The organism is Brevundimonas sp. GW460-12-10-14-LB2, from assembly GCF_001636925.1.
GTDB classification, from domain to species: Bacteria; Pseudomonadota; Alphaproteobacteria; order Caulobacterales; family Caulobacteraceae; genus Brevundimonas; species Brevundimonas vesicularis.
The window spans coordinates 239,804-260,858 of sequence record NZ_CP015511.1; the positions used below are offsets into that span (position 1 = coordinate 239,804).

At 66.4% G+C, this 21,055-nt stretch carries 29 protein-coding genes; 3 read left to right on the forward strand and 26 right to left on the reverse strand.

The annotated features are described in order from the left end of the window. Nucleotide 1: 1 nt before the first annotated feature. On the reverse strand, nt 2-847 hold the full coding sequence (locus A4249_RS01250) for a hypothetical protein (protein ID WP_066550184.1): 846 nt from the start codon (nt 845-847) through the stop codon (nt 2-4). Next, nucleotides 847-1,836 (reverse strand): phage tail tube protein, encoded by a 990-nt coding sequence (locus tag A4249_RS01255; protein WP_066550186.1) that lies wholly within the window; start codon nt 1,834-1,836, stop codon nt 847-849. Before A4249_RS01255 ends, A4249_RS01250 begins: the two co-directional genes overlap by 1 nt. A 39-nt stretch (nt 1,837-1,875) precedes the next feature. On the opposite strand from A4249_RS01255, the gene A4249_RS01260 reads away from it, so the two are divergent. After that, nucleotides 1,876-2,112 (forward strand): hypothetical protein, encoded by a 237-nt coding sequence (locus A4249_RS01260; protein WP_066550189.1) that lies wholly within the window; start codon nt 1,876-1,878, stop codon nt 2,110-2,112. Nucleotides 2,113-2,177: 65 nt separating this feature from the next. On the opposite strand, the gene A4249_RS01265 is transcribed toward A4249_RS01260, so the two are convergent. The 23 genes from A4249_RS01265 to A4249_RS01375 form a co-directional block, all read right to left on the reverse strand. After that, a complete protein-coding gene (locus A4249_RS01265) occupies nt 2,178-2,687 on the reverse strand; it encodes a hypothetical protein (RefSeq protein ID WP_066550192.1) in 510 nt (169 codons plus the stop codon). Beyond that, nucleotides 2,687-3,556 (reverse strand): DUF6441 family protein, encoded by an 870-nt coding sequence (locus tag A4249_RS01270; protein ID WP_066550199.1) that lies wholly within the window; start codon nt 3,554-3,556, stop codon nt 2,687-2,689. The genes A4249_RS01265 and A4249_RS01270 overlap by 1 nt, the downstream gene beginning before the upstream one ends. Next, a complete protein-coding gene (locus tag A4249_RS01275; RefSeq protein ID WP_066550200.1) occupies nt 3,532-3,870 on the reverse strand; it encodes a head-tail joining protein in 339 nt (112 codons plus the stop codon). The genes A4249_RS01270 and A4249_RS01275 overlap by 25 nt, the downstream gene beginning before the upstream one ends. 17 nt (nt 3,871-3,887) lie before the next feature. Then, a complete protein-coding gene (locus A4249_RS01280; protein WP_066550202.1) occupies nt 3,888-4,967 on the reverse strand; it encodes a major capsid protein in 1,080 nt (359 codons plus the stop codon). Nucleotides 4,968-5,062: 95 nt separating this feature from the next. After that, nucleotides 5,063-5,461: a head decoration protein gene (locus tag A4249_RS01285; RefSeq protein WP_066550204.1), complete on the reverse strand. Its 399-nt coding sequence runs from the start codon at nt 5,459-5,461 to the stop codon at nt 5,063-5,065. Between the two features lie 56 nt (nt 5,462-5,517). Further along, entirely contained in the window at nt 5,518-7,080 is a 1,563-nt protein-coding gene (locus A4249_RS01290) for a S49 family peptidase (protein ID WP_066550206.1), read from the reverse strand. A 9-nt stretch (nt 7,081-7,089) separates the two neighbouring features. Then, nucleotides 7,090-8,772, reverse strand: coding sequence for a phage portal protein (locus A4249_RS01295; protein ID WP_066550208.1), 1,683 nt, complete (start codon nt 8,770-8,772; stop codon nt 7,090-7,092). Nucleotides 8,773-8,782: 10 nt separating this feature from the next. Next, nucleotides 8,783-8,995 carry a gpW family head-tail joining protein gene (gpW, locus tag A4249_RS01300; protein ID WP_066550210.1) on the reverse strand — a complete coding sequence of 71 codons (213 nt, stop codon included), beginning with the start codon at nt 8,993-8,995 and terminating at the stop codon, nt 8,783-8,785. Further along, the gene (locus tag A4249_RS01305; RefSeq protein ID WP_066550216.1) at nt 8,995-10,863 is read right to left on the reverse strand and encodes a terminase gpA endonuclease subunit; all 1,869 of its coding nucleotides are present in this window, start codon (nt 10,861-10,863) and stop codon (nt 8,995-8,997) included. The genes gpW and A4249_RS01305 overlap by 1 nt, the downstream gene beginning before the upstream one ends. 149 nt (nt 10,864-11,012) lie before the next feature. After that, nucleotides 11,013-11,579, reverse strand: a complete 567-nt coding sequence (locus tag A4249_RS01310; RefSeq protein ID WP_156494585.1) for a hypothetical protein — start codon at nt 11,577-11,579, stop codon at nt 11,013-11,015. A 237-nt stretch (nt 11,580-11,816) separates the two neighbouring features. Then, nucleotides 11,817-12,614: a hypothetical protein gene (locus A4249_RS01315; RefSeq protein ID WP_066550221.1), complete on the reverse strand. Its 798-nt coding sequence runs from the start codon at nt 12,612-12,614 to the stop codon at nt 11,817-11,819. Then, nucleotides 12,607-13,584, reverse strand: a complete 978-nt coding sequence (locus A4249_RS01320; RefSeq protein ID WP_066550224.1) for a hypothetical protein — start codon at nt 13,582-13,584, stop codon at nt 12,607-12,609. The genes A4249_RS01315 and A4249_RS01320 overlap by 8 nt, the downstream gene beginning before the upstream one ends. Next, the gene (locus tag A4249_RS01325) at nt 13,581-13,922 is read right to left on the reverse strand and encodes a hypothetical protein (protein ID WP_156494587.1); all 342 of its coding nucleotides are present in this window, start codon (nt 13,920-13,922) and stop codon (nt 13,581-13,583) included. The genes A4249_RS01320 and A4249_RS01325 overlap by 4 nt, the downstream gene beginning before the upstream one ends. After that, nucleotides 13,919-14,149, reverse strand: coding sequence for a hypothetical protein (locus A4249_RS01330; protein WP_066550242.1), 231 nt, complete (start codon nt 14,147-14,149; stop codon nt 13,919-13,921). Before A4249_RS01330 ends, A4249_RS01325 begins: the two co-directional genes overlap by 4 nt. Then, nucleotides 14,139-14,534, reverse strand: a complete 396-nt coding sequence (locus tag A4249_RS01335; protein ID WP_066550244.1) for a hypothetical protein — start codon at nt 14,532-14,534, stop codon at nt 14,139-14,141. The genes A4249_RS01330 and A4249_RS01335 overlap by 11 nt, the downstream gene beginning before the upstream one ends. Continuing rightward, on the reverse strand, nt 14,531-15,676 hold the full coding sequence (locus A4249_RS01340) for a phosphoadenosine phosphosulfate reductase domain-containing protein (protein ID WP_066550247.1): 1,146 nt from the start codon (nt 15,674-15,676) through the stop codon (nt 14,531-14,533). The genes A4249_RS01335 and A4249_RS01340 overlap by 4 nt, the downstream gene beginning before the upstream one ends. Beyond that, complete coding sequence (locus tag A4249_RS01345; protein WP_066550249.1) at nt 15,673-16,089, reverse strand: helix-turn-helix domain-containing protein; 417 nt, start codon at nt 16,087-16,089, stop codon at nt 15,673-15,675. The genes A4249_RS01340 and A4249_RS01345 overlap by 4 nt, the downstream gene beginning before the upstream one ends. Nucleotides 16,090-16,102: 13 nt before the next feature. Further along, nucleotides 16,103-16,453, reverse strand: coding sequence for a hypothetical protein (locus A4249_RS01350; RefSeq protein WP_066550252.1), 351 nt, complete (start codon nt 16,451-16,453; stop codon nt 16,103-16,105). A 166-nt stretch (nt 16,454-16,619) separates the two neighbouring features. Further along, nucleotides 16,620-17,270 carry a hypothetical protein gene (locus A4249_RS01355; RefSeq protein ID WP_156494589.1) on the reverse strand — a complete coding sequence of 217 codons (651 nt, stop codon included), beginning with the start codon at nt 17,268-17,270 and terminating at the stop codon, nt 16,620-16,622. A 34-nt stretch (nt 17,271-17,304) separates the two neighbouring features. Then, a complete protein-coding gene (locus tag A4249_RS01360) occupies nt 17,305-17,706 on the reverse strand; it encodes a hypothetical protein (RefSeq protein ID WP_066550257.1) in 402 nt (133 codons plus the stop codon). Continuing rightward, the gene (locus tag A4249_RS01365; RefSeq protein ID WP_066550259.1) at nt 17,703-18,149 is read right to left on the reverse strand and encodes a hypothetical protein; all 447 of its coding nucleotides are present in this window, start codon (nt 18,147-18,149) and stop codon (nt 17,703-17,705) included. The genes A4249_RS01360 and A4249_RS01365 overlap by 4 nt, the downstream gene beginning before the upstream one ends. Beyond that, on the reverse strand, nt 18,146-18,394 hold the full coding sequence (locus tag A4249_RS01370) for a DUF6525 family protein (protein WP_066550261.1): 249 nt from the start codon (nt 18,392-18,394) through the stop codon (nt 18,146-18,148). Before A4249_RS01370 ends, A4249_RS01365 begins: the two co-directional genes overlap by 4 nt. Continuing rightward, a complete protein-coding gene (locus A4249_RS01375) occupies nt 18,391-18,852 on the reverse strand; it encodes a hypothetical protein (RefSeq protein WP_066550263.1) in 462 nt (153 codons plus the stop codon). Before A4249_RS01375 ends, A4249_RS01370 begins: the two co-directional genes overlap by 4 nt. A 47-nt stretch (nt 18,853-18,899) precedes the next feature. On the opposite strand from A4249_RS01375, the gene A4249_RS16455 reads away from it, so the two are divergent. Continuing rightward, nucleotides 18,900-19,517: a helix-turn-helix domain-containing protein gene (locus A4249_RS16455; RefSeq protein WP_156494591.1), complete on the forward strand. Its 618-nt coding sequence runs from the start codon at nt 18,900-18,902 to the stop codon at nt 19,515-19,517. A 652-nt stretch (nt 19,518-20,169) separates the two neighbouring features. Here the strand turns inward: A4249_RS16455 and A4249_RS01390 are convergent. After that, the gene (locus A4249_RS01390) at nt 20,170-20,400 is read right to left on the reverse strand and encodes a hypothetical protein (RefSeq protein ID WP_066550271.1); all 231 of its coding nucleotides are present in this window, start codon (nt 20,398-20,400) and stop codon (nt 20,170-20,172) included. 181 nt (nt 20,401-20,581) lie between these two features. On the opposite strand from A4249_RS01390, the gene A4249_RS01395 reads away from it, so the two are divergent. Beyond that, nucleotides 20,582-21,052 carry a hypothetical protein gene (locus A4249_RS01395; RefSeq protein ID WP_066550274.1) on the forward strand — a complete coding sequence of 157 codons (471 nt, stop codon included), beginning with the start codon at nt 20,582-20,584 and terminating at the stop codon, nt 21,050-21,052. Nucleotides 21,053-21,055: the final 3 nt, after the last annotated feature.

Sequence of the window (21,055 nt, forward strand, 5' to 3'; positions counted from 1 at the left end):
GTCAGTCCTTAGCGTTCGCGTCTGCGTCAGCCTTGGCCTGCTCGGCCTCGGCTTCCAGCCGGCCGGCCTCGATTGCCCGGAAGGCGGCGAAGGCGGCGGCGAAGTCCAGCTGCTCGCGACCGCCGCTGCACTGGGCCTCGAAAACCAACAGGGCGTCGCGGAAGTGCAGCCCCGTAACGGTGCCGGACATACCCCCGCGCGCCCACAGTCCAGCCGCGCCGCTGCTGATTTCCCAGGCCGCGACGCCCTCGGGCGTCAGGGGCGTATTCTTCAGACGCGGGCAGATCTCGCCTTCGATCGACCCACCCTTGGCGCAAGGGTCGGACTCGTCCGCGCAGGCCCGGCACCGCTCCGCGCCGCCGCTCCAATGATCTTTCGCCAAGGCGCGCAGGCGCACAGTCTCGGCGCCCATCGGGCGACGCGGCGCATCGATCCAAGCGAGAAAGGGTGAGAGCAGAGGCGCCCCGCCACCGGGAGGGCCGAAGACCAGAGCGTCGTGGACAGCATCCGGATCGCTGCAATCCAGCTTTGCGCCTGTCTCGGGATGATCGACACCTTCCCAATCGATCAGGCACAGCCGAGCATACCGCGTGGCGGTCAGCAGCGAACTGTAGCCGACGATCTGATCGAGACTTAGGACGTGATCGCCGGCGGCCATTTCATTCTCGAGACCGAGAGCCTCGAGTTCAGCGCGCCCCTGATAGATGCGCGACATCGCCTGAGACACGTCGGACGACACGATCATCTTGTCCGCGCCATCTGGACGGCGCAGCAACCATTTGACGCCCGGCGCCAGCGGCACCCATTGCGGCTCCGCCGGGGTCCAGGCGTCATGCTTGGGCTGCATCAGGCGTAGCTCGGCGTGGTGTTGGTCAGCACCGCCGTGACCATGGAGGCGTTAGCGCCGATCTCGGCGCGCCCACGTAGAGGCACGTCCAGACGACCAGGGCCGCTGGTGCCGATGCCGACGCGGGCAAAGCGGACGTTGCGGATGGTCAGGACCAGTTTCAGATTCGGCGACAGCGCCCATTCCAGATCGAAATCCGAGGCGTCCTGGATGAAGCTGCCGACCGGCACCTTGCCGAGATCTCGCATGGCGGTGCCCTTGAACCGGCCGGTGATGTTGATCGCGGCCGTCCGGCCTTCCAGCGCCACGTCGTCGACGAACTTCGATCCGGCGTAGTTGTCCTCGCCCAGGACGTTGGCGATCGTCGCATCGCCGGAGATCACGGCCGCCAACTGGGTGCCGCCGCGCTTGATCGTGCCGACGGCGCGCGGCACGCGACTGTTGATTGTGGGCGTTTCGGGCGTGCCGGCGACCGAGACGGCGTATTGTTCGAGGGCCTCGCGAGCGAAGTAGTCGGCGGTTACCCGTGTGTAGCCTCGATCCGCCCCGATCGGGAACTGGAGTGAGCGAGCGACGGCGCCGACGGCCCCATCAAACTGCCCGGCTGCGAGCCGGCGTTCGAAGATGCGGCTGGGGATGACCGTCGTCGCGCTGTCGAAGGTATGGACATAAGGCGAGGCGCCCGTCGTCGTGGGCGCCCCCAGCAGTTCGGTCAGGACGAAGCCGATTTGCGCGAGATCCAGCGGCCAGGCGACACGCAGCGAAGCACGATGGATGTCCGGCGCGCCCGGCCGAGCGTCGATGGAGTTGGCGAAGCCGCCGCCCATCAGTTCGTCGTCCTGCGGCTCTTCCTGCGGCGACGGCGTCCAGTCGTAGAAGTGGCGGCGCTGGAAGGTTTGACCCGGCGCAACGGCCGGAGTGATCAGGGCCGTCTGAGAGGCGCTGTAAAGTTCGGCCAGACGGCCGCGCGGATCGTTCGAAGTCGTCATGACGGAGGCTCCGTTAGAGGAAGATCAGGCCGTCCAGGAATGGACGAAGGGCTGGGCCAGCTCGACCTCGACGTCGGTGGCGACCCGGACACAGTCGGTCGCCAGCAACAACTTGGCACCGGCGTCAGAAACCGCGATCACCTGGCCATGGACGAGGCGTCGTTCGGCATCATCCTTGATTACGGCCAGGTGCTGGACAGCCGGGACGGGCGCGACGCCGCCTTTGCGACCATCACCATCGTGGTCGAGAGGATCGCGCGCGGATGGGGGCGCTGACGCCGCTGACGAACCGGGTTTGTCGGCGGGGGCGTTGTCGACGTCTCTTGGCATCGAAGTCTCCTTCAGGAAGCCGCGTCGCGGCCGGTGTAGAGGATGCGGATCGGGATCAGGGCGGTGGCTGACGGCAAGGCGTTGACAAACGCCACGTCGTCATCGCGAGCGGGCGGCATCACCTCGGCATAGACTTCAGCCTCGACGCCAAGCGTGCGATTCTGAGCAATCAGATCGGCGATCAGCCGGACGCCTTCGTCGCGAGCCTGACGCCGGGCAGCGCGCAGGGTTTCCACTGTGTCGCCAACGCCCGGCTTGGCCTGAACGGCGTAGGCGATGATCGGGGTGAACTCGAGTTCTTCGCCAGCCTCATCGATCTCGGCGCCCCTCACGAAGGCCAGCGTTTCTGGCGTGGCGTCCTGGACGGCTAAGGCGTGCAGCAGTTCCCCCGCGATCGGCGCAGCGCCCATGCGGGCTAGCCAATGCGACGGCTCCGGTTCATCCAGCGCCGCCGGGGGCAATGAGGGCTCGCCGGCTGTCAACGCCACGAGGGCTTGAAGGAGGGCCTCGCGATTGGTCATCAGCCGCCCTCTCTTTGATCCACGGCCAGTTCGCCCATCAGGGCGTGGACGAAGTCGCTGGGGAAGTTCTTCATGATCTCGTCGAGCAGCGCCCGACCCTTGATCCGCTTGCGAAGCGTCGCCGTCTTGGCGAGGGCGAACAGCGGGGTCGGCGGCTTGGACAGACCCTTGGCCTTGCGTCCCGTCGGGGTCAGCGCCCGCTTATCCGCCGCCACCAGCACGCCCGTCTGGCGATCCGGCGCAATGATTGGGACCAGATCCACGCCCATGGCGCGCGCCACCTGCTCGACGTAGGAATCGTCCTTCTCGAACCGACCCCAGGCGTTGCGGCCGATCAGGCCCTTCTTCTTCTGTTTCTGAAGGCGACGGACGATCGCCTTCGCCGGTCCCAAGGGGATGGCCAGGAACTGGGCGTTGCCGGCGACCTTGATGACGGTCGCCTCTTCGAACACCGAGATCAGCATCCCGGCGCGGGTGTAGATCCAGCCGGCGACATCGAGGCTGTTCTTGTCGCGGGGATAGGCGTTGCCGCGCCAGGTGTTCGCCAGAGAGCGGGCGTTGTGGAAGCCGCCGGCGATGATATCCGCCCGCAGCCGCCCCTTGCCGGCCTCGACCACCCGGTTCATCGCTCGCCAGTAGGCGCCGTGCAGCGCCTTCAGCTGGTCATCGATAGAGGCCTGAAGCTTGCCTTGAAGAGCAAGGCCCAAATCGCCGGCCGAGGCGTCCTCGACCGTCAGCTTAACTGCCGCGCCGCCCTCACTGTAGCGACCGATCCGCGACGGACGCGACGCCCCGCTGTCGGCCGTCGCCAGCCCCCAGGCCGAACGGCCCGAAAGGCTGGCCATCAGCGGCTGACCGGACAGAGCCAATCGCGGCCATTCTGCTGCGCATCGCGCCAAGGCTCGCCATGCACGACCGCCTGAACGCCGCCTACAACGAAAACATCGCCCGACCGTGGCGGCTGGCCAGGCCGGCGGATTTCAGCTTCGGCGACCGATATCCGCACGACATCGGCGAAGTCGATCATGGACATCCCGCCGATCGAACCCGACTGCTCGACGCGATCGAACATCGCCGCCACCGTCGTCGCAAACACGTTTGGGCGCGACCAGATCGCGGCCGTATCGTCACTGAGATGCGCAAACACGGCCGCGTCTAGGGCGGCGAGATGTTGACCGAACATTCGCCGCCCCTTTCGGTTTAGGCCGAAGCCGCCGCGCTCAGCTTGACGAGGGTCGCGGGACGACGCCACAGCGGCAGGGCGTTCATCTGACCTGACCACTCAAGGCCGCGACCGTGCTTCAGCGGTTCTTCGCTCAAGTGGATCAGATCATCGTCCGAGCCGCCGTCGGTCGGCTCGCCGTCCAGTTCGCGGATATCGAGCGGCGGGGCGGCGTAGGTGACGTGGCTGTCCAGGGTGCCATCGGGATAGGCGACGCCCGTGTCGCCGGGGAAAGGCGTCCAAAGCGACTTGTCCGCCATTGGAATCTTGGCGTTGTATTCCTTGAACAGCAGGCCGCCATGCGCGAACTCACGGGGGCGGTACTGGCCATCGTCAGTCCGGACGATCGCCGCCAACGCCAGGGCGTTGACCGTATTCAAGTACAGCTCCCGAACCGACTTGTGGGCGACGAGCTTGTTGAAGAAGCCCGGCGACACGCGCGCCACGACGCCGTTCATGCTCTCGTCGTTGAGGTTCTGACCGATGATGTCGATCACTTCGCCGCACTTGGCGTTGACGTCGGTAGCGGCGTTGCCCAGGTCGAAATAGACGGTCTGCTGGACCACGTTGAAGGCAGTGAACAGGTCGTACACCTCGCCGCCGCCGCCATCGATGATCTTGCCCGACAAGGCGGAGACTCGCAGCAGCTCGAGCGTCAGGTCGAACTTGCGGCGCAGTTTTTCCAGACGCTTGTTGACCAGATTGACCAAGGTCTCGGGGCGCCGCGTGCGCTGCGCCGCTGCCAGCCAGTTGCGGATGTCGTTGGCCAGCACGCTGTCTTCATGGGTGATGTTCGGGATCTTGAAGATCAGCGACTGCCCCTTGTCGCGACGGGCGATCGTGGCGGGGCGGCCCTCGTCCGTGATCGGCAGGGCGTAGATCGCACCGCCTTCCGAGACGATCTCGACGTAGGCCGAGGCCAGAGGCTCGATCGGGAACATCCCGTCGCGAGCCATCTGACCGAACTGCGGCGGAAGGGTGTTGATGGACTGGGTCAGCTCCACCGTGGTGAAGGGCAGGCGCAGGCCCGCGTCCTGAGTGACGACGGTCGTCGGCATGGATGTGTTTCCTTGGATTGCGGTCGCTGGCCGAGGCCTTCAGCGGACCGGTGAGTTCAGAGGGTTGAACGCCGGCCCGCTGGGGGGCCGATTGATCAGATGCCGGTCTTGGCCAGGATGCCGAGACCCAGAAGGGTGGCGAGCGCCGCCGCCTTGTTGGCGTCGGACGTGCCGGCCGGCCACGCAATGCTTTCGGCGTGGATGATCGCCGGACCCCGACGGAGATATTTGATTTCCCCGTCGACGCCGTCCGCAGCTTGTGCGGGCAGAAGGCTGACGCCGTAGGCGGTGTTGGCGCCGCCGGATCCGGCGAAGTCGATCTGCTGCAATTTCTTGCTGGCCGACACCTGAGAGATCACGGCAAACTGCGGCACGTCGCGAACACCGCCCGCGCCGGCCAACAGCACGCCGTCTTCGGTCGTGAAGGTCGGATTGACCTCCCAGTGAATCAGATCGCCGAGCGTCGCTGGCTGGTTCGTTTTGATGACCTGCATGGCAAGCCTCCCATATGGAAAACGCCGGAGCCGACCCGGCCAAAAGGCTGGAAAGTTCAGCGACCGCGAGCGGTAGCGGCGGCCCTTCGCCGCTGGGCATCGGCGACAAGCGCCCCGCCTAGCCCCTGCGCCGAGGCGCCAGGCGTGTCCGGCGTGAGCCGGCGCGAACCATTCATAGCCGCATCCAGCCGCGAGACACGCGGCGCCGCGCCAGCCGCTGAAGCCGTCGCCTGGAACTGCTTCAGCGACATGCCGCTCTGGATAGCCGCGAGAGCGAGCTGCGGATGTGTTCGGGCCTCGGCTGACGCCGCGATCGCCTGCGACTCGTCCTGATCGTCGTCGGTCGGCTCATCGCCGTCTTCACCGGCGTCGTCACCCAAACCTTCGCTCGGCTCGGTCGCCTGATCGTCGTCATTGTCTTCGTCTTCAGGCGGGGCGTCGGTCGCCTCTGCGCGGGCAAGGTTCGCCTGCGCCAACTTCAGCGCCTTTTTCGCAGACGCGACCTGCGCGGCGCGGGTCGGCTTGCCGCCCGCTTGGGTTCGTGTGGCCATTGGCCTCTCCTGTGGGGTGGAAGCCGACGCGCGCTGCCCAGGCGCGGCGGCGGAAAGATCGTCCGCTGGGTCGGATACGTGAGCGACGAGGGCAGCGAAGGCCGCTTCCTCGGTCGCAATCTCATCAACGAGCTGGAGCGCCAGACCCGATCGGCCGACGTCTGTGTGATCAGCCATGAAAGCATCGGCGCGCATGGCCAGCATGGCGTCGTGCGTCAGCGCTGGACGCCCGGCTGTGACGTCCGAAAAGAACATTTCGCCGACATGGCTGATGTCTGCCTGCCAGGCGGCGCGGCCGGCCTCGCTCAAGGCCTTCCACCAAGCCCCTTCCGTCTTCACACCGCCCTCGGGAAACTCGATCGAGGTGATGGCGATGCCGTCCTGCTCGAGCGCGCCGGACCAGTCCTCATGAACCATGACGGCTCCGAGCGATCCGACATAACCGACGCTTGGAGCGAGAATCCGGTCGGCTTGGGCCGCGATCCAGTAGCCGGCAGAGCAGGCCATGTCCGCATAAACCCAGATCGGCTTGCCGCCCGCGCTCTCGCGCGCCTCACGCATGAACTGCGCAAGGGCCGGCAGGCCGCCGCCTACTACGCCGCCCGGCGTGTCCAGGCGCAGGAAGACACCCCGAACGCGCGCGTCGGCCAAAGCCTCGCGCATGGCCAGGAGCAGCGTGTCATAGCCGTGCCAGACCATGCCGCAGAACTCGTCGCCCCGTTCGACCAAGGGCGTGTCGCAGCAGATCAGCGCGACCCCATCTTTAAGGGACCAGCAGAAGCCCGTGTCTTCCACGTCGCCCAGCCAACGCGGCGAATAGGCCAGCTGCTCTTCCATCGGAACGGGCGGCGGACCGTCATAGTCGCCGTCTTCCATGGCCTGGATGCGACCAACCTTGCCTCCATTCGCCAAACCGACCCGACGGAGGAAGGCGCCGATGCGCGAGGGCCGCTCGAACGCTCGAGCATCGACGCCGCGAACCCGGTTCGCCAGATCGCGGGCCGCGTTCGGCGTAAGCAACAGGGGACGGCCCGCATAGCGGGACGCCAGCAGCTGAACATCTTGCATGGTGTGTCCTCAGGCGCCGGAGCGCTGATCCAGATGGGCGGCATGTTCCGCAGAGCGGGCGATGCCGCGAACGCGGGCCAAGGCCCCAGGACGGGCGTCGCGCGCCTGTTCCTGCTCAGCGTCGGTTTGCGACGGCGAAACGCCGCCGAGGCTTGTCGCGACGTCCAGGTCGAGTTCGCGAAGGCGATCGCGTTCCCGTGCACGCTGGTCAAGCACCTCTTCCCAGTCCTTACCCTGGTCCGCGCATTCGTCTTCCAGCGTCGAGACGCCCGCCTCGATCCGCGCAGCCGCAGCGTCGATTTCCTTGGTCGGATCGACATAGCCGCGACCGGGACCGATCCATTTCGCCTCTGCATAGGCGTCGATGGCGTCGTAGAAATCCGGGGCGCCGGCTGGGACCGTCAGATAGCCCCTGTCGAACGCTTCCTCCAGGAAAGCGACGTAATAGGGCCGCACGATCTGGGCCTCGAGAACTGACGCGAGCGACTGGGTCGCGGCCCAGGCATGCACCATTGCGGCGCGGGCTGACGAATAGTTCGTCTGACTGTAGTCCATCGACAGCTCTTCGTAGGTCACGTCCAGAGACGCCGCGATGAGGCGAATATTGGCCCTGACAAACGCGTCGAAGCTGGCGACATCCCGCGAGGCGGTCTGCATTTCGATCTCGTCGCCGAACGGCAAAACCGGCATGCGCGCGCCGCCGGAAAGCGACACGGGATTTTCTTCGTAGAAGCCCTCCCGCGAGGTTTCGAACCCCTTGAGATCGTCGACGGCCAAATACTCGCTGACCGCTTCCGGGCCAGCGCTGGATTTTACGAACGCGACCATCAGGGCGTTGATCGTGGCAGCCTGAAGCGTCGCATCTGCGAACTTCGACAGCGACCGGAAACTCTTCAGCGCCGCAGCGAAGCGGGAAACGCCGCGCGTCTGCTCAGCGCGCTGCGGATCGAAGGCATGCAGCACCTGGGGGCGCCCCCATGCCGTGAAACGGTCGTAACCGGTCCAGGTGTATCGCTGGCCATCGACGCCCAGGTCGGCAGGATGCCGCTCCCGGAAGAAATACCGGATCGGCACGCCCACGCCGTTCCGCTCGATGCCGCCGCGCAGGAAGCGATCGTCCATCCGCCCCATTGGATTGGACAGTCGATCGGGATCGACCAGGCGCAAACGGGTTGCATAGCGCGTGCCTTCGTCTGGCGCCCATTCGATGAGCGCCGGACCATCGCCGTCCACCATTAGATGCGCGGTCGTGACCCGAAGCAACTGGCCGAAGTTCAGACGCCGCTCGGCATCCATCTCGAACGCGTGGCCATAGGCGTGAGATCTGAACTCGATCTCCATTTGAGAGCCTAGATCACGCGCGACCGCAGGATCGATGCCGAGTGCACGCGCATTCGGCCGGGCCGAGAGACGCCAGCCGCGCCCGATCGCCGAATTCTGCCGGCGCGAGACCGCTGACGCCCCAACGGGATCGTTCCGAACGATGTCCCGCGCTCTCGCGACGGACGGGTTGCGGTTGGGAATCCATTCGAGATCCGCCGATCGGATTTGGGCGAACCAATCAGCCATCACCGGGCCACGCGTCCCGCCTGAATCGTAGGCGGACGTAAAGTCGAAGCCGCCGGCGAGCGCCTGGACACGCCGCTGCGGCGCCGAACTGATGGGGCGCCCCGAGGCGTCGAGCAATGTCATGCAGACGCTCCTAAAAGCGGAAGCCGATAGCACCGCCGCGACGGCGGCCAGCGCGACGCTCGAGACCCGAGATGATCTCTTCCAGTTTCGGCAGGCTGGCCTGGCTATATTCGACCGAGCGACCGTTAGACGTGATCTTGGCGACGTTCTCGCCTGAGATCAGGCGCAGGCGAACGGTGCGGAGACGGCCCAGCTCGGCCTGTTCTTCGATCGATAGAGCCATCACAGTTTCCTTCGGCTCGAATGCCAGGCGTTGTTCGTCGGTCCGGGGTTCGACGCCGGTTCAGCCGGCATCACCATCGGGATCTCGACTGCGTCGAACAGAGGCAGCACCGCTTCCGGCCGCTCAGCCCGCGCCTCGAACAGGGCGCGCCACTCGTCTTCCGTCCGGGTGTAGGCGCCCCGCGACCAGAACATCCCGCGCGCATAGATGGCGTTGTCGAGACGTTCATTCGACCGGCCGGGGAGCTTGTCCCAGTGACCGATAGCTCCGGCGCGTTGCGTCGCTGGCTTGCGATAGACCTCGGCTGTGTATTGCTTGAAGTCTTCCAGCGTGGCGTCCGCCGGATTGTAAAGCCCGCCCGGCAACCGTTCGGTCTCGGCTTCAAGGCTGGTCTGAAGCATCGAGTAGATGTCCAGCTTCAGACCGTGACCGCCGATCAGATGCGGCTCGATCGTCAGCGTGGAGCCATCCTTGAGACGAAGAACTCGCCGCTTGCCCTTTCTTAGCGGCACCTCATCGGGATTAGAGGAACCCTTGACGGCGACGACGTTCGGGCGGGCGCGAACGAAGCGGTACACCCGCTCCGTCGTGCCCTTTTTGCCGCCCAGATCCACGCCGACCATGTCCCATCCCAGCGGAATGGTGACTTCACCGGGATAGCGGCGACCGACGACCTCCGCCAAGCTAGCCCAGGCCTCCGCCGTCAGCGGATCGTGCTCAATGACCCCCCAGTCAAAGCGGGCCATCGAGAGGTCAGGCCCCATCGCATAGCCATCCCACTCGATCCGATCGCCCTGGTTGTCGACGGCCAGCACCAGTTCGCACGCCCAGGCTGGCACGACGCCGCGCCGGACGAAGCGGCCCCGCGCTTCGAACAACTTCTGCTCGTCTGGAGCGTCCGTTGCCGGATCCCATGCCCTGCCGAGTTTCTGTTGCCAGAAGACTTTAAGGTCCGCGTCGTCCTTCGAGGCCTCGAGGTACTCGCCCCACAGGACGCTCCAGGACTTGAATGGCGAATAGGCTTGCCAGAGGTGGAAACTGGGATCACGCCCCTCAGAACTTCGCGCTCGCCAGTGCGCAATTTGGTCGGCGGGGAAGTGTAGGGGAGGAGCCGGATTCGCCGGATCTTCCGATGTGTAGGTTTTGATCCACCTGCCGCCGGCCAGCATCGCGGGCTTGTGGATCTCGTCAATGTCCGAACCGCACGCCAGACAGCCATAGGCGACACGGGGGTTCTCGACAGTCGGCGGCTGCAACTGCTCGAAGACCAGCTGCTGCGCTTCTCCGCAGTGCGGACAATCGACATAGTAGATGCGGTGATCGCCGGCATGCAGCATCTTTGTTATGCGACAGCCGGGCAGTTCCTTCGGCGTCGAGGTGTACAACGCTTTGAAGTCGTCGTGCCCGTCCCCACGCGTCTCGGCCTGCTTGATCGGGTCGCCTCGTCCGCCTGTATCAAGCGGAAACTCGGACACCTCGTCGCAAGCGAGCCGCTTCACCGACCGACCCTGAAGGCCTTTCGACGACATGGCCGTCGTGACCATCAAGAAGCCGCCGCGAAACGCCTTGAAGTTGGTGGTCGACCCCGCGCGCGATCGCTCGACCCGTTCAAAGACACGGCGCTTAAGCGCCGGCGTGGCATCGAGCGTCGGTTGCCATTTGGTCGAGTTCCAGTTCCGAAGCTCATCCAAGCTGGGCAGCACCAGCATCATGGGCGCCGGATCATCGCAGATCGTTTGCCCAGCCCAATTCAGAAACAGTTCCGACTTTATGAGTTGTGCGGCGGCACTGACGATCACCCGGCGAGCCGGATAGTCGTTGTCCAAACACTCCATCATCTCCACGCCGTAAGGCGTGGTGGCGTTCATCCATTTGCCAGGCCGTGACGACCCAGATTCCGCTGCAACCCAACGATCCTGGTCAGCCCACTCAGCGACGCGACGGCTGGGCGCGGGTTTAGCGGCCGCCGCGATCGCGCCGAAGACAACGGCAGCAGCTGACGCCAATCCCGAACGGCTCATACTGCCAGGCCCTCAGCCTCCGGACGAACCGGGTTTGTTTCGATCGCGTCTTCGCCGTCGTCGAATGCAAGCACCGCCATGGCTCGCGCGAAGCGACCTAGCGCCCTCTCGTCGCGCGTGTTCAGTTCACGAGCCAGTGCGGTCGCGCGTTCCGCAGGAATGCCAAACTTGGCGCAGATCTGATCGGCATCCTCGCGCCGTCCCGCTGCCATCGTCTCCCGCAACGCCTGGACGGCCTCGTCGGCCTTTCTCTCCACGTCCGCCGTTTCGAGCAGCTCGCCCTTACGCTGCGCCAGCTCCAGTTCGGCCAGTTCGGCTCGCGCTTCGTCGTGCCTTGCTTTCCCCGACAGAGCCTTGCCGGCGGTCCCTGATCCGGATGGCCGGGGCGCTGAGGGCGACGCTGCCCGTCCGCCCCACATGGCCAAGGCCCGCTGGCGCTTCGTTTCGTCCAGTCGGCCCTCGAGCCGAGCGAGACTTTCCTCGACGTCGACGTCAGCGCCGTCCAGGAGGACTGCGCCGTCAGATACATACTTGCCGACTTGCTGTTTGGAGACGCCGATCAACGCGGCGAACTGGGATCGCCTCATGCGTCAACCACCCCGTCAACCGTCAACCGTTTTCGTAAACCGGTTCACTAAAAAGATTACACGCCCAGCCCGACCGTATTGCGAAGGGGACCGGGGAAGGACCCATGAAGTTGGCGCGGCCCACGAGAAACCCGCCTCGGCAGGGCCGGGCGGGCTGGGGTCGCACCTCTGGAAGTGAGGGAACGGATGCACTTAGCGTTCCCGTCCGACAACCTACATTTTCTCGACCGATCGAACTTTGTCGGAAAGTGTAAGTGCCTCGATCAGCAGCGACCGATTCGTCTGCCACCGACGACCGCCGCCCGTAAGTCCCCGAATGCTCTCACCGCGACCAGCGACGGCCTGAAGCACAGTGGCCTGTTCCGGCGTCAGCGCCGCGTGCTTTCTCGACAGCAGCGCGCCGGCCTGTCCTCGCTCGATCGCCGCCGCCATCGGAGCCTCTGGATCCGCCCATGCCAGGCCCACGCGTGGCTCGATCGTCGCGACGCCGATCGGCGGGCGGGCCGCCTCGACCAGCTGGCGATACTCGTCCGCGATCCGCAGCTGGTCGTCGTCGAGATGCCCGGCCCGATAGAGGCTGGCGATCCCATCGATGCGCCGCGCCCGCCGAACGGTCTGAACGTCGAGGATGGGCTGACCCTTCAGCCGCGCCAGCCCGCCGTTGTCGTCGCGCCGGAACTCGCCGACCGCCACCGTCTCGACCTCGAACGCCTCGCCGCGCGCCTCGGCCCGCAGCAACGTGTCCTCGATCGCCGCCTCGACGGCCGCCCCATCGCGCGCCGCCTTCAACTGCCCCTCGACCAGACGGACCAGCATGGCCGCCTTGCGTCGCTCAGCCAAGCCGCCGCCGGCCAGACGCTCGGCTTCCATCAGCGCATCCCGCTGCGAAGGGCGCAGGGTCACGCCCGACACCACCACCTCGACGGGACCGGCCACGCGCCGCGCCCGGCTGGCCTCCATGCGCGCCAGCTGCTCTGCGCTCAGCCGCATCGACATCGCCGTCTTACCCATGCGCCGCCCCCTTCGTCATCACCCTGACGCCCAGCGCCTTCAGCGCCGAACCCGCCCCATCCGTCAGACGCTGCGCCCCGATCTTCGTCGCCGCGACGACCGCGCAGAGCCCGTCGTCCCAGCCCGCGTGATTGAGGTAGCTGGCCACGCCCGCTTCCCCCATCGCGTCCATGACGGCCGCCCTCACGTTCGCCGGTCCCGCCCAGCCCAGGACGATCGGGGCCTGCGCCAGCGCGCCGTCGTCCGGCAGCCAGGCCATGAACCGATCCTCGTCCAGCCAGCGGTCCAGGTTCATCGCCTTGCCCCGGCCGAAGTCGGGATCACGAGCGACGCAGGCCCGAACCGCGCTCAGCATCCGGTCGTCGGTTTCACGGCTGCGCTCGACGGCGTTGAGCCATGACGCCTCGACCCGTGGCGGGGCGACCCGCTCCGGCGCCTTCGTCGCCCAAGCCTTCCCGGCAGCCTCACTCGCGCGCACGCTCGCGGAGGGTTTAAACCCTTGAGTAATTCCCTTCCCTATTTGGGTGACACCCGTGTCACCCCGTGGGGTGACAGATGCGACATCTTGGGGTGACACCTTGTCACCCGGCGACCCCGGATTTTCCCCGCCTTGGGGTGACACCCTGTCACCCCGCGCCGCCGCCCGTTCGGCCCTGCGACGACGGGCCGTGCTGGCGTGACCCGTCTCTAGCGGCAGCTGATAATAGGGGTACAGACGCCCCTCCATGTTCTTCTTTTCGCCCGTCGCCTTGATCAGCGACATGGCTTCCAGCGCCCTCAGGCCGCGCTGAACCGACCGCTCCGAGACATCCATCTCCATGGCCAGGACGGGCACCGACGCCCAGCCCACGCCCAGCGCATCGACGTAGGACGCCAGATGCACCAGCGTCTGTTTGGCGTTGCGATCCTTCTTGCCGGCCGCATCGACGCATTCCTGCGCCTTGGCCCACGTCACCGCCACGTCGCTCATGACAAGGCCCCCAGCGGCGCGCTGGGCGTCTTCAGGGCCAGGGCGCTGGTCCGCTCGATCGGCGGCAGGTCCGCCGCCGCCACGCGGGGCCGCGTGACCGTCTCCGGCGCAATAAGGATCCGCCCAGCCTCGACGGCTTCCAGCGTGCTGATCGCCCGCCCCAGCTGCCCCATCTCGTTCAGCGTCTGGACCATCAGCGCGTGCTGATGCTTCGGATCTTCAGCCCTCAGCGCCTCATCGCTGGCGATCTGACGGCGCACGTCCGCCACCGCCCGCAGCTGCTCGCGCAGCAGGTTCAAGGCCGCCTCGAACGCGCCGGCCTCCCCAAGCTTACTCACATCCACCCCCGTTCCTGGGCCAGCCAGGTCGGCATGGTCCAGATGTTCTCGTCGCGGCCGTCGCCGCGTTTCGCATGCGACTTCGGCGCCCACTGCGCGTCGCGTCGATCGTTGGTCTCGGCCAGCAGCCACGCCTTGTCGGTCTGCCCGTGCAGCACCATCGCCAAGGCGATCTCGCCCGCCTTCGGGGCCGGCCGAGGCGTCTCGCCGAACAGGTCACGCGTCATCGCGCACCTCGCGCTTCCAGCCGGATCCGCGCAGTTGGATGGCCGCCCGCTTCGGCGCGCGGATCCACAAGCTGTAAGACATGTCGTCGAACAGCGCCGAGATCCGATGCGACAGCTCAGGCCGCACGATGCCGATAGATCCGGGCAACCACGCCCAGCCCTGACCATCCTCGCGCTCTTCGACGTAGCCGCCCGCAAGAATGATCCTCAGCGCGGATGCGGGGTGCGTGTGGAAACAGCCGGGATCGTCGGGACCGACCATGCGATGCAGCGCCAACCGCCAGCCTCTCCATTCCAGAAGTGTCCGCGACCAAAGCGTCGCCCGGCCATCCTGCGTGCCGCGCCAGTCTTCGAAGCGCACGCGATCAAGAAGACGTCTGATCATGCTGCGAGCCTCAACTGACGCTCGACGGCGACCCTTTTCCGAGCGGCTCGCGTCGCCGTTTTTGCATCGCGATCAACCATCAGCTGCTCGAACCTTGCGATGACCGAGCCGGGCGTCGGGAACAGATCTGGCAAGCCGTGGTGATCGAGGATCACATGGCGCGCCGCGACCACCTGTTCCGCTTCTGCCCAGTTCGGCGCCCGTAGCGGCCAGCCTTTGACGTAGCGCAGGCCTTCCGGCAGTCCCGCTTCAAGGGATCGCCGCTGAAGCGCCATAGCCTTGCCGCGACGAACGTCCGAGGCGAGACCTTCGCTCAGCAACGTTGGCGCGACGTCGGCCAGCCAGCGCGCCGGCTGGAAGCTGAAGCTCGACCCCGCCTCCATGGCGACGAGGTGTCGGTATAGGTCTATGTTGCTGGCGCAGCGCACGGCGGCCGCCTGGTCCCCGACGCTTTGCATGACGCAGAAGGCGCAGCTGACCCGGCTGGATCCGTAGACGGAATAGGCCTCATGCAGCGGCAGGCCCGTCACAGCATGGCGCGCGAAGACTGCCTGCGCCGACCAGTTCAGCACCGGATGCCAGGTCATCATGCGCGACCCATCAGCCCGATCCCGCGCGGACTCCGGCTTACTGATCTGCGCCCCGGCCCGCTTGACGCTTTCGTCCCTGCGAATGCCGACGACAGAGACGATCGTCTCTCCGGGAAAGGCCCGCTGAAGCGCAGGCGCGATCACCTGTTGCTTCATCTCCGACGTGCAGAACCTCAGGCTAGATGACGACCACGGACCGATGAGATTGAACACGGACAGTTCAGCATATCGCCGCTTGCCGTGGGTGAACCGGGTCTCCCAGCGCGAGACCATGTCGTGCGTTCGATGACGCACCACCATCAGCGGCAGGCCTAGGTGACGGGCAGTAGCGGCGACAGCCTCGGGCGTCGCTTTCCACTCGGCTCGCCCGAGATCGGCATGGATCGCAACGCGCCGATCCCTTGGATGACCGACAGCATCGAGGAACCGCTGACCGGCCTCGCCCGCCGCCCCGGAATCCTTTCCGCCCGACAGACTGAACGCGAAGACCGCGCCGCTTCGGGCAGCCGCAACGATCGCGTCATCGACAGCAACGGACCAGTCATGGGTCATGCCGCCACCTCGACAATGGCGGGCACGTCAGGCCCGAATACGACCCGCCTCAGCGCGGCTGCTGCATTCGGGCGCATGCGATAGCCGACGCCCCAGACCGTCTCAATCCCGTCGTTGATGCCGACCGCCGCCATCGCCCGGCGCACCTTGTGCACCGTGACCTTGGCGCTTGTGCAGGGGTCGGCAAGGTCGTCGAAGTGTCGGCAGGTCGCCCTCGCGATCGCGTCGTAGCGGACCGCGCGCCCCTCACGTTCGACCAGCAGGATGACAGCCTGCGACAGCAACGGGGCCAGACGCAGCGTCCTGGACCAGCGGTCCCGAAGCTCGCCGTGGACGACGACGCTGCGCTCTTCCGACGCCTGTCGCCGCCATTCGGCCAGCTCATCCTTCATCTGCGCCAGCTCGGCCGCCAAGAGGTCGCATCGCTCACACATCGCGCGACCTCGCGATCTCGGCGAAGGCGATCACCGCATCGCCCTGATCCATCCAGGTCCGCCAGCGCAGGGCGGCGAAGGCCTCCGGATCATGGTCGGCGGCGCGGAAGGCCAGCACGTCCGGCGCGCAGTTCAGCCGACCGACACCCAGCATCTTGCCGGCGCGATTGGTAACGCCCATCACCACCCCATCGTCATCGACGGCGGCGACAGGCCAGGCCGCCCACAGTCCGACGGTGGCGTTGAGGCAGAGGACGACGATGTCACCCGCCGCCGCGAAGCGGCGCACGCGGACAGGCTCGCCGGCCGGGCGAGCGGGGAATTCGACGATGTCGGCGGTCATGGCTCGAACGCCTCGCAATCACACCCGCGCCAAGCCTCGCAGCCGCAATCGAGAACATCAGGGTCTTCGACCGCGTCATATACCGGAGCAGGGCATTCCCGGTCCGCCTGAAGCGCGCATCGGCGGCAGCCGCAAAGGTCCGAATGGGGGACGTAGCGCGTTCCCATTAGGCGGCCCTCGCTAGTTCGGGCTTCAGGCGGCCAGCCAAGGCCTCGACGTCGACGTCGAACAGGTCGGCCAGGTCGCCGATCGGCACGCCGCGCGACAGGTAGATCCGCGACCAGCGCACCATGTTGTCGCTGACGGCCTTCAGCGTTTCGACCGCGCCGGACCGCGCCGGCGTCGGCCGCGAACGAACCGGGTTCGTCGCGGCGGGACGGGGGCGATCGGGTTCGGGGGGCTGGGCGGGCGGCGGTGGCGGGGGCGAAGGCGGTGGGGCGACCGGGCGATCCGGGCGCGTCTGAACCGGCGAGGGCTTACGCGCCGACGCATCCGCGTCCGCCGCCTTTGGCTGTGGGCGCGCGCCATCCAGCACGCCGCCAGTCCGCAGCGCCTCCGCGACGGTCAGAAGGTGGTCCGCCTCGATGTCCGCGTTGCGCAGCATGGACGGGGCCAGCCGCGACCGATCGACCTTGAACACCCCGGCGACGTCGCGGGGCTTCAGCTTCAGCGCCGTCATCAGGCCCGCCGCCGCGATCAGTCGGGCGCGTTTGTTGCCATGGGCCGGGCCGAACACGGCCTGCGGATCCGCCCCCGTCATCCGACACGCCGCCACGACCGCGAGCGCCACATGGGCGGCTGTGATCTGCGCGCTCATGTAGGCCACCGGCCGATAGCGCCATCGAGAATGCTCATCCCCACACCTCCGGACGGCCGCGATGGGCCTGTCGAAAATCCCGGTCCGCCAGGCCGGTCAGCTGCTGATCCAAAAACATCGAAAGGTCGGCGACCGAGGCCGCCAGTCGCCGCCGCACCTCGCCGGGCGTCTCGCGCCGCGCGAACGCCTTGGCGGCCAGCACGAAAGCCTTCGCGGCGTCCGTCGTCGCCGCCCCAGCCTCGCGCGCGAACACCTCGGTCGAGGCGCCATTGACCCGGTTGCCCAGGCTGGCCAGACGCAGTTCGGCGTCCTGACCGAACGCCTCCTCGGCGGCGTCGTCGGCGCAGGCCTTGGCCAGCTCGACCAGACCGCGCCAATCGGCTCGGCTCTTGACCCCGGCGGGTCGCGACTGCGGTTTGCCGGGGCGCCGGTTCACTGACCGGCCTCCCAGGCTTCAGCCAGCCGCGACACGACGACCAGATCGGCGGGCGTCAGCCCGAACCCTTTTTCGCGGAAGGTCAGGCCCAGCCGCGCCTTCGCGATCTCTCGCGCCGTGACGCAGACCGCGCGCGCCGCGCCGCCGCCGGCGATGCCCTGGGCCAACTGTGCGCTGGGCAGAACGGCGCCGTTGGCGTGCCACAGACGGGCGACGATGGCCGCTGCATCCTTACCCAGGCCAGCCTTCACCAGCGCGCGTTCCGCCTTCTCGCGCGGCGACAGGGCCGGTTTGAGGATGGGCACGGCGGGCACGGACGCGTCGAACTTGCGCCGCAGCTCCAGCTCCGAACATCCGGTCATCCCGGCGATCGCGCTCCAGCTGGCGCGCAGGGCGCGTTTGCGCCGCACGAAGTCCGCATCGACGTGATCGATCCGCGTCATGCCGCCGCTCCCATCGCGATACGGCCGAGGCCGCGATCCAGCTTGGCCAGCAGGGCGTCGTGCCGTTCGGAGGCGTCACCGATATCCGAGCGCCAGAACCGCAACAGCGGCTCGCTGGCGACATTGCACGGCGCGTCGCGCAGCCGCGCCCGCACCAGCGGCGGCAGGGCGTCGAAGGCCGCCATGTCCTTTTGCGGGGTCGTCGGGCACACGCCCAGCCGGGTGCGGAAGGTGTTGCCGCTCATCGCGCCGCCGCCTCTCCGGGCCGCATCGCCTCGGCCAGAGCCTGACGCGCCTGGTGCAGATCCTCGAAGAAGGCGTCCAGCATCACGCCGATCTCGGCGCCCTCGCGCGGATCGACCTGACCATCCGCCATCGCCGCCCGCACCGCCTTGGACAGGTCGCCGCCGCGCTCGATGACATCCGCCACCTCGTCGCGCAGGCATCCGACCACGTCGCCAGCCGGGCGCGCCTCGGCCATCGCGGCCGTGACGATCGGCTGGCCGCAATAGGCTTCCAGGCACAGGACGATGTCGATGGGCAGGAAGTCGGGGCCGTCGGGCCGCTGGCAACGGGACAGGTGCGGCACCGAATAGGGCCGGCATGATTCCGCGCAGGCGGCCGAGGCCTCTTCCAGCCCGCCACAGGCCTTGATCAGCAGCTTCGTCTTCAGCTTCAGCCAGCGATTGGGTTCGGCGCTCATGCCGCGCCTCCTGCTGGGGAGAAAACAGCCAAGCTTTTCTCGGCGCCATGATCCGCGCCCGGCGCCACAACCGCGTCATCAGAAGACGAGGACGCCGCGCCATTATGGGACCAACACTCAACAGCCACGCCAAGCTCAGCCTTGATGCGCAGAGCGAGCGGCAGAGATGGCATCCGCGCACCGCTAATGAGCTGGTGCGAGTAGGGCTTGCTGATGCCGATCCGTTGGAGATCAGCCGCCTTGATGTCAGGAGGAACCTTCATACAGGCGAAGGTATGCTATCAACATACTCACTAGCAAGGTCAAAAGTATGCGCAGAGCGAAACGACAGCCGCCTTCGACAAGCGCACAATGTATGGATGGAGCATAACTATCTGCGCGCCTGGCGGAAGTTCCGGCACATGACGCTGGACGAGGTGGCTGCGGCGATCGACTCAACCAAAGCGGTTGTGCAGCAACTTGAAGTCGGACGGATGAGTCTGTCCCACAAATGGCTGGTGAAGATCGCCCCTGTGCTCGGGACGACGCCAGGCATGCTGCTAGATCATGACCCAAACGATTTGCCGACCAGCGTCCTCGAAACTTGGGCAGCAATACCTGCTGAAGATCAACCAACGGCTCTTCGCGTGTTGGAAAGCTTCAAGCGGACAGGCACAAACGACTAGCGGCTGAGAACCGGGTTAGCGGAACTCAGCCGCAACTCACACTAGTTCTGGGTCAAGACCACTCGCTTGGTCTCCCCGCCGCTGACTTCCACCCTCTGAAACAATGGGCCACCTTGACGCTCGGTGTAGTATGCCGACTGCGGGACTCCCCAGACGACCATCGTGACGATGTAGTAAGACCCGTCAGCGATGTTCGCGAATGAGAAGTTGCCCTGACTGTCGCACGTCTCAGTCCGGCCCGCTTCATTTTCGTAGTGAGGGTTCGCGGGGCTAAAGGTCTTTCCCTGGCTGAGCGGAATATAGCCACTCTGGGAATTCCCATAGATCGCGGTGAACCTCTCGGTAGCATAGGCTGTCACTGGCACGATGGTGACCGGGTAGCCCGCACACGTCCGAACATCGCCACCGACAGTCCGAAGGACGGCGTTTCCTGATATCGAGTTGGATCCGGGGCGAATAACTTGCTCCGCTGGATCGTAACTCGAAGACAACGGAATCGGCGGTGAAGTTGGCATTGTGGCGCAGCTGGCGACAGCAACTGAGGCCGTGCAGGCCGCTAAAAGCGTGAGATGTTTCATTGCCCCTCCAAGGCCCACTGCATTGTTGCAGGGATCCATCTTACACAGCCTATCCGCGAGCGGAACAGATAGCCCTAGGCTGCTGGGGCGTCTCCATGCACGACGACCACCTCCGCCTCATCCCAATGATCCGCACCCGGCTCTCCGCACAGGGTGAACACTGCAACGCCTGACGCATCGCCGGCCTTGAACTCGCCGTAGGCCCTCGCGGCATCCTCCGTGAGAAACTGTTCGATAGGTCCGCCCTCTAGCCGCCCATCAACCCGCCAAAAGATCTGGACACAGTGAATGGTCTTTCTCGCCATTGGTCACCTCCTGTCGCGTTAACGAATCGCCAGCTCTGGAGCGGAGTCGAGTCCCCCCGACTAATGCGACGACCGTTTTTGACGTAGACGCCCACCCGTCAGGTATGCGCTCCGCATATTTTATGTTGCGCTCCTCGGTATGCCGTGCACATACTTCGCTTCATTTCGGAGCGTCCGCGCCATGTCCAACGTCCTGCCCTTCCCGACGAACCCGGTTCGTCACCTCTCCGTCGGATCGACCCTGCGCTTGGCGCAGCGGGTCGACGCCATGGTCGCCCGATCCGTTCGCCCCGGCGTCGATCGCGTCGCCGACTGCGTCCTTGCGATGGAGGCGTCCTGCTACACCGAGCCGTGCATCGTGGCGGCGCGCAATATCGCCCGAGAAACGCGCATCGCCGTCGTCATGCCCGGTTACGACCGCCTGCTGACCTCGGACGACGCCCGCGCCGTCGCTGACAGACTGCGCGCTGACAACGCCTTCGCCGGGGCCTTCGGCACGGCCCTCCGCCTCGATCAGGTCGCCGACGAGGCCGATCGACGCTCGCCGGATGGCGGCCCGCTGAACCCCCGCCCGAATAAGACGGGCGCCCGCTTCCTCATCATCGCCACCCTGATCGCCGCCGCCATCTTCGCGCTGCGCGCCTTCGCCTGACCG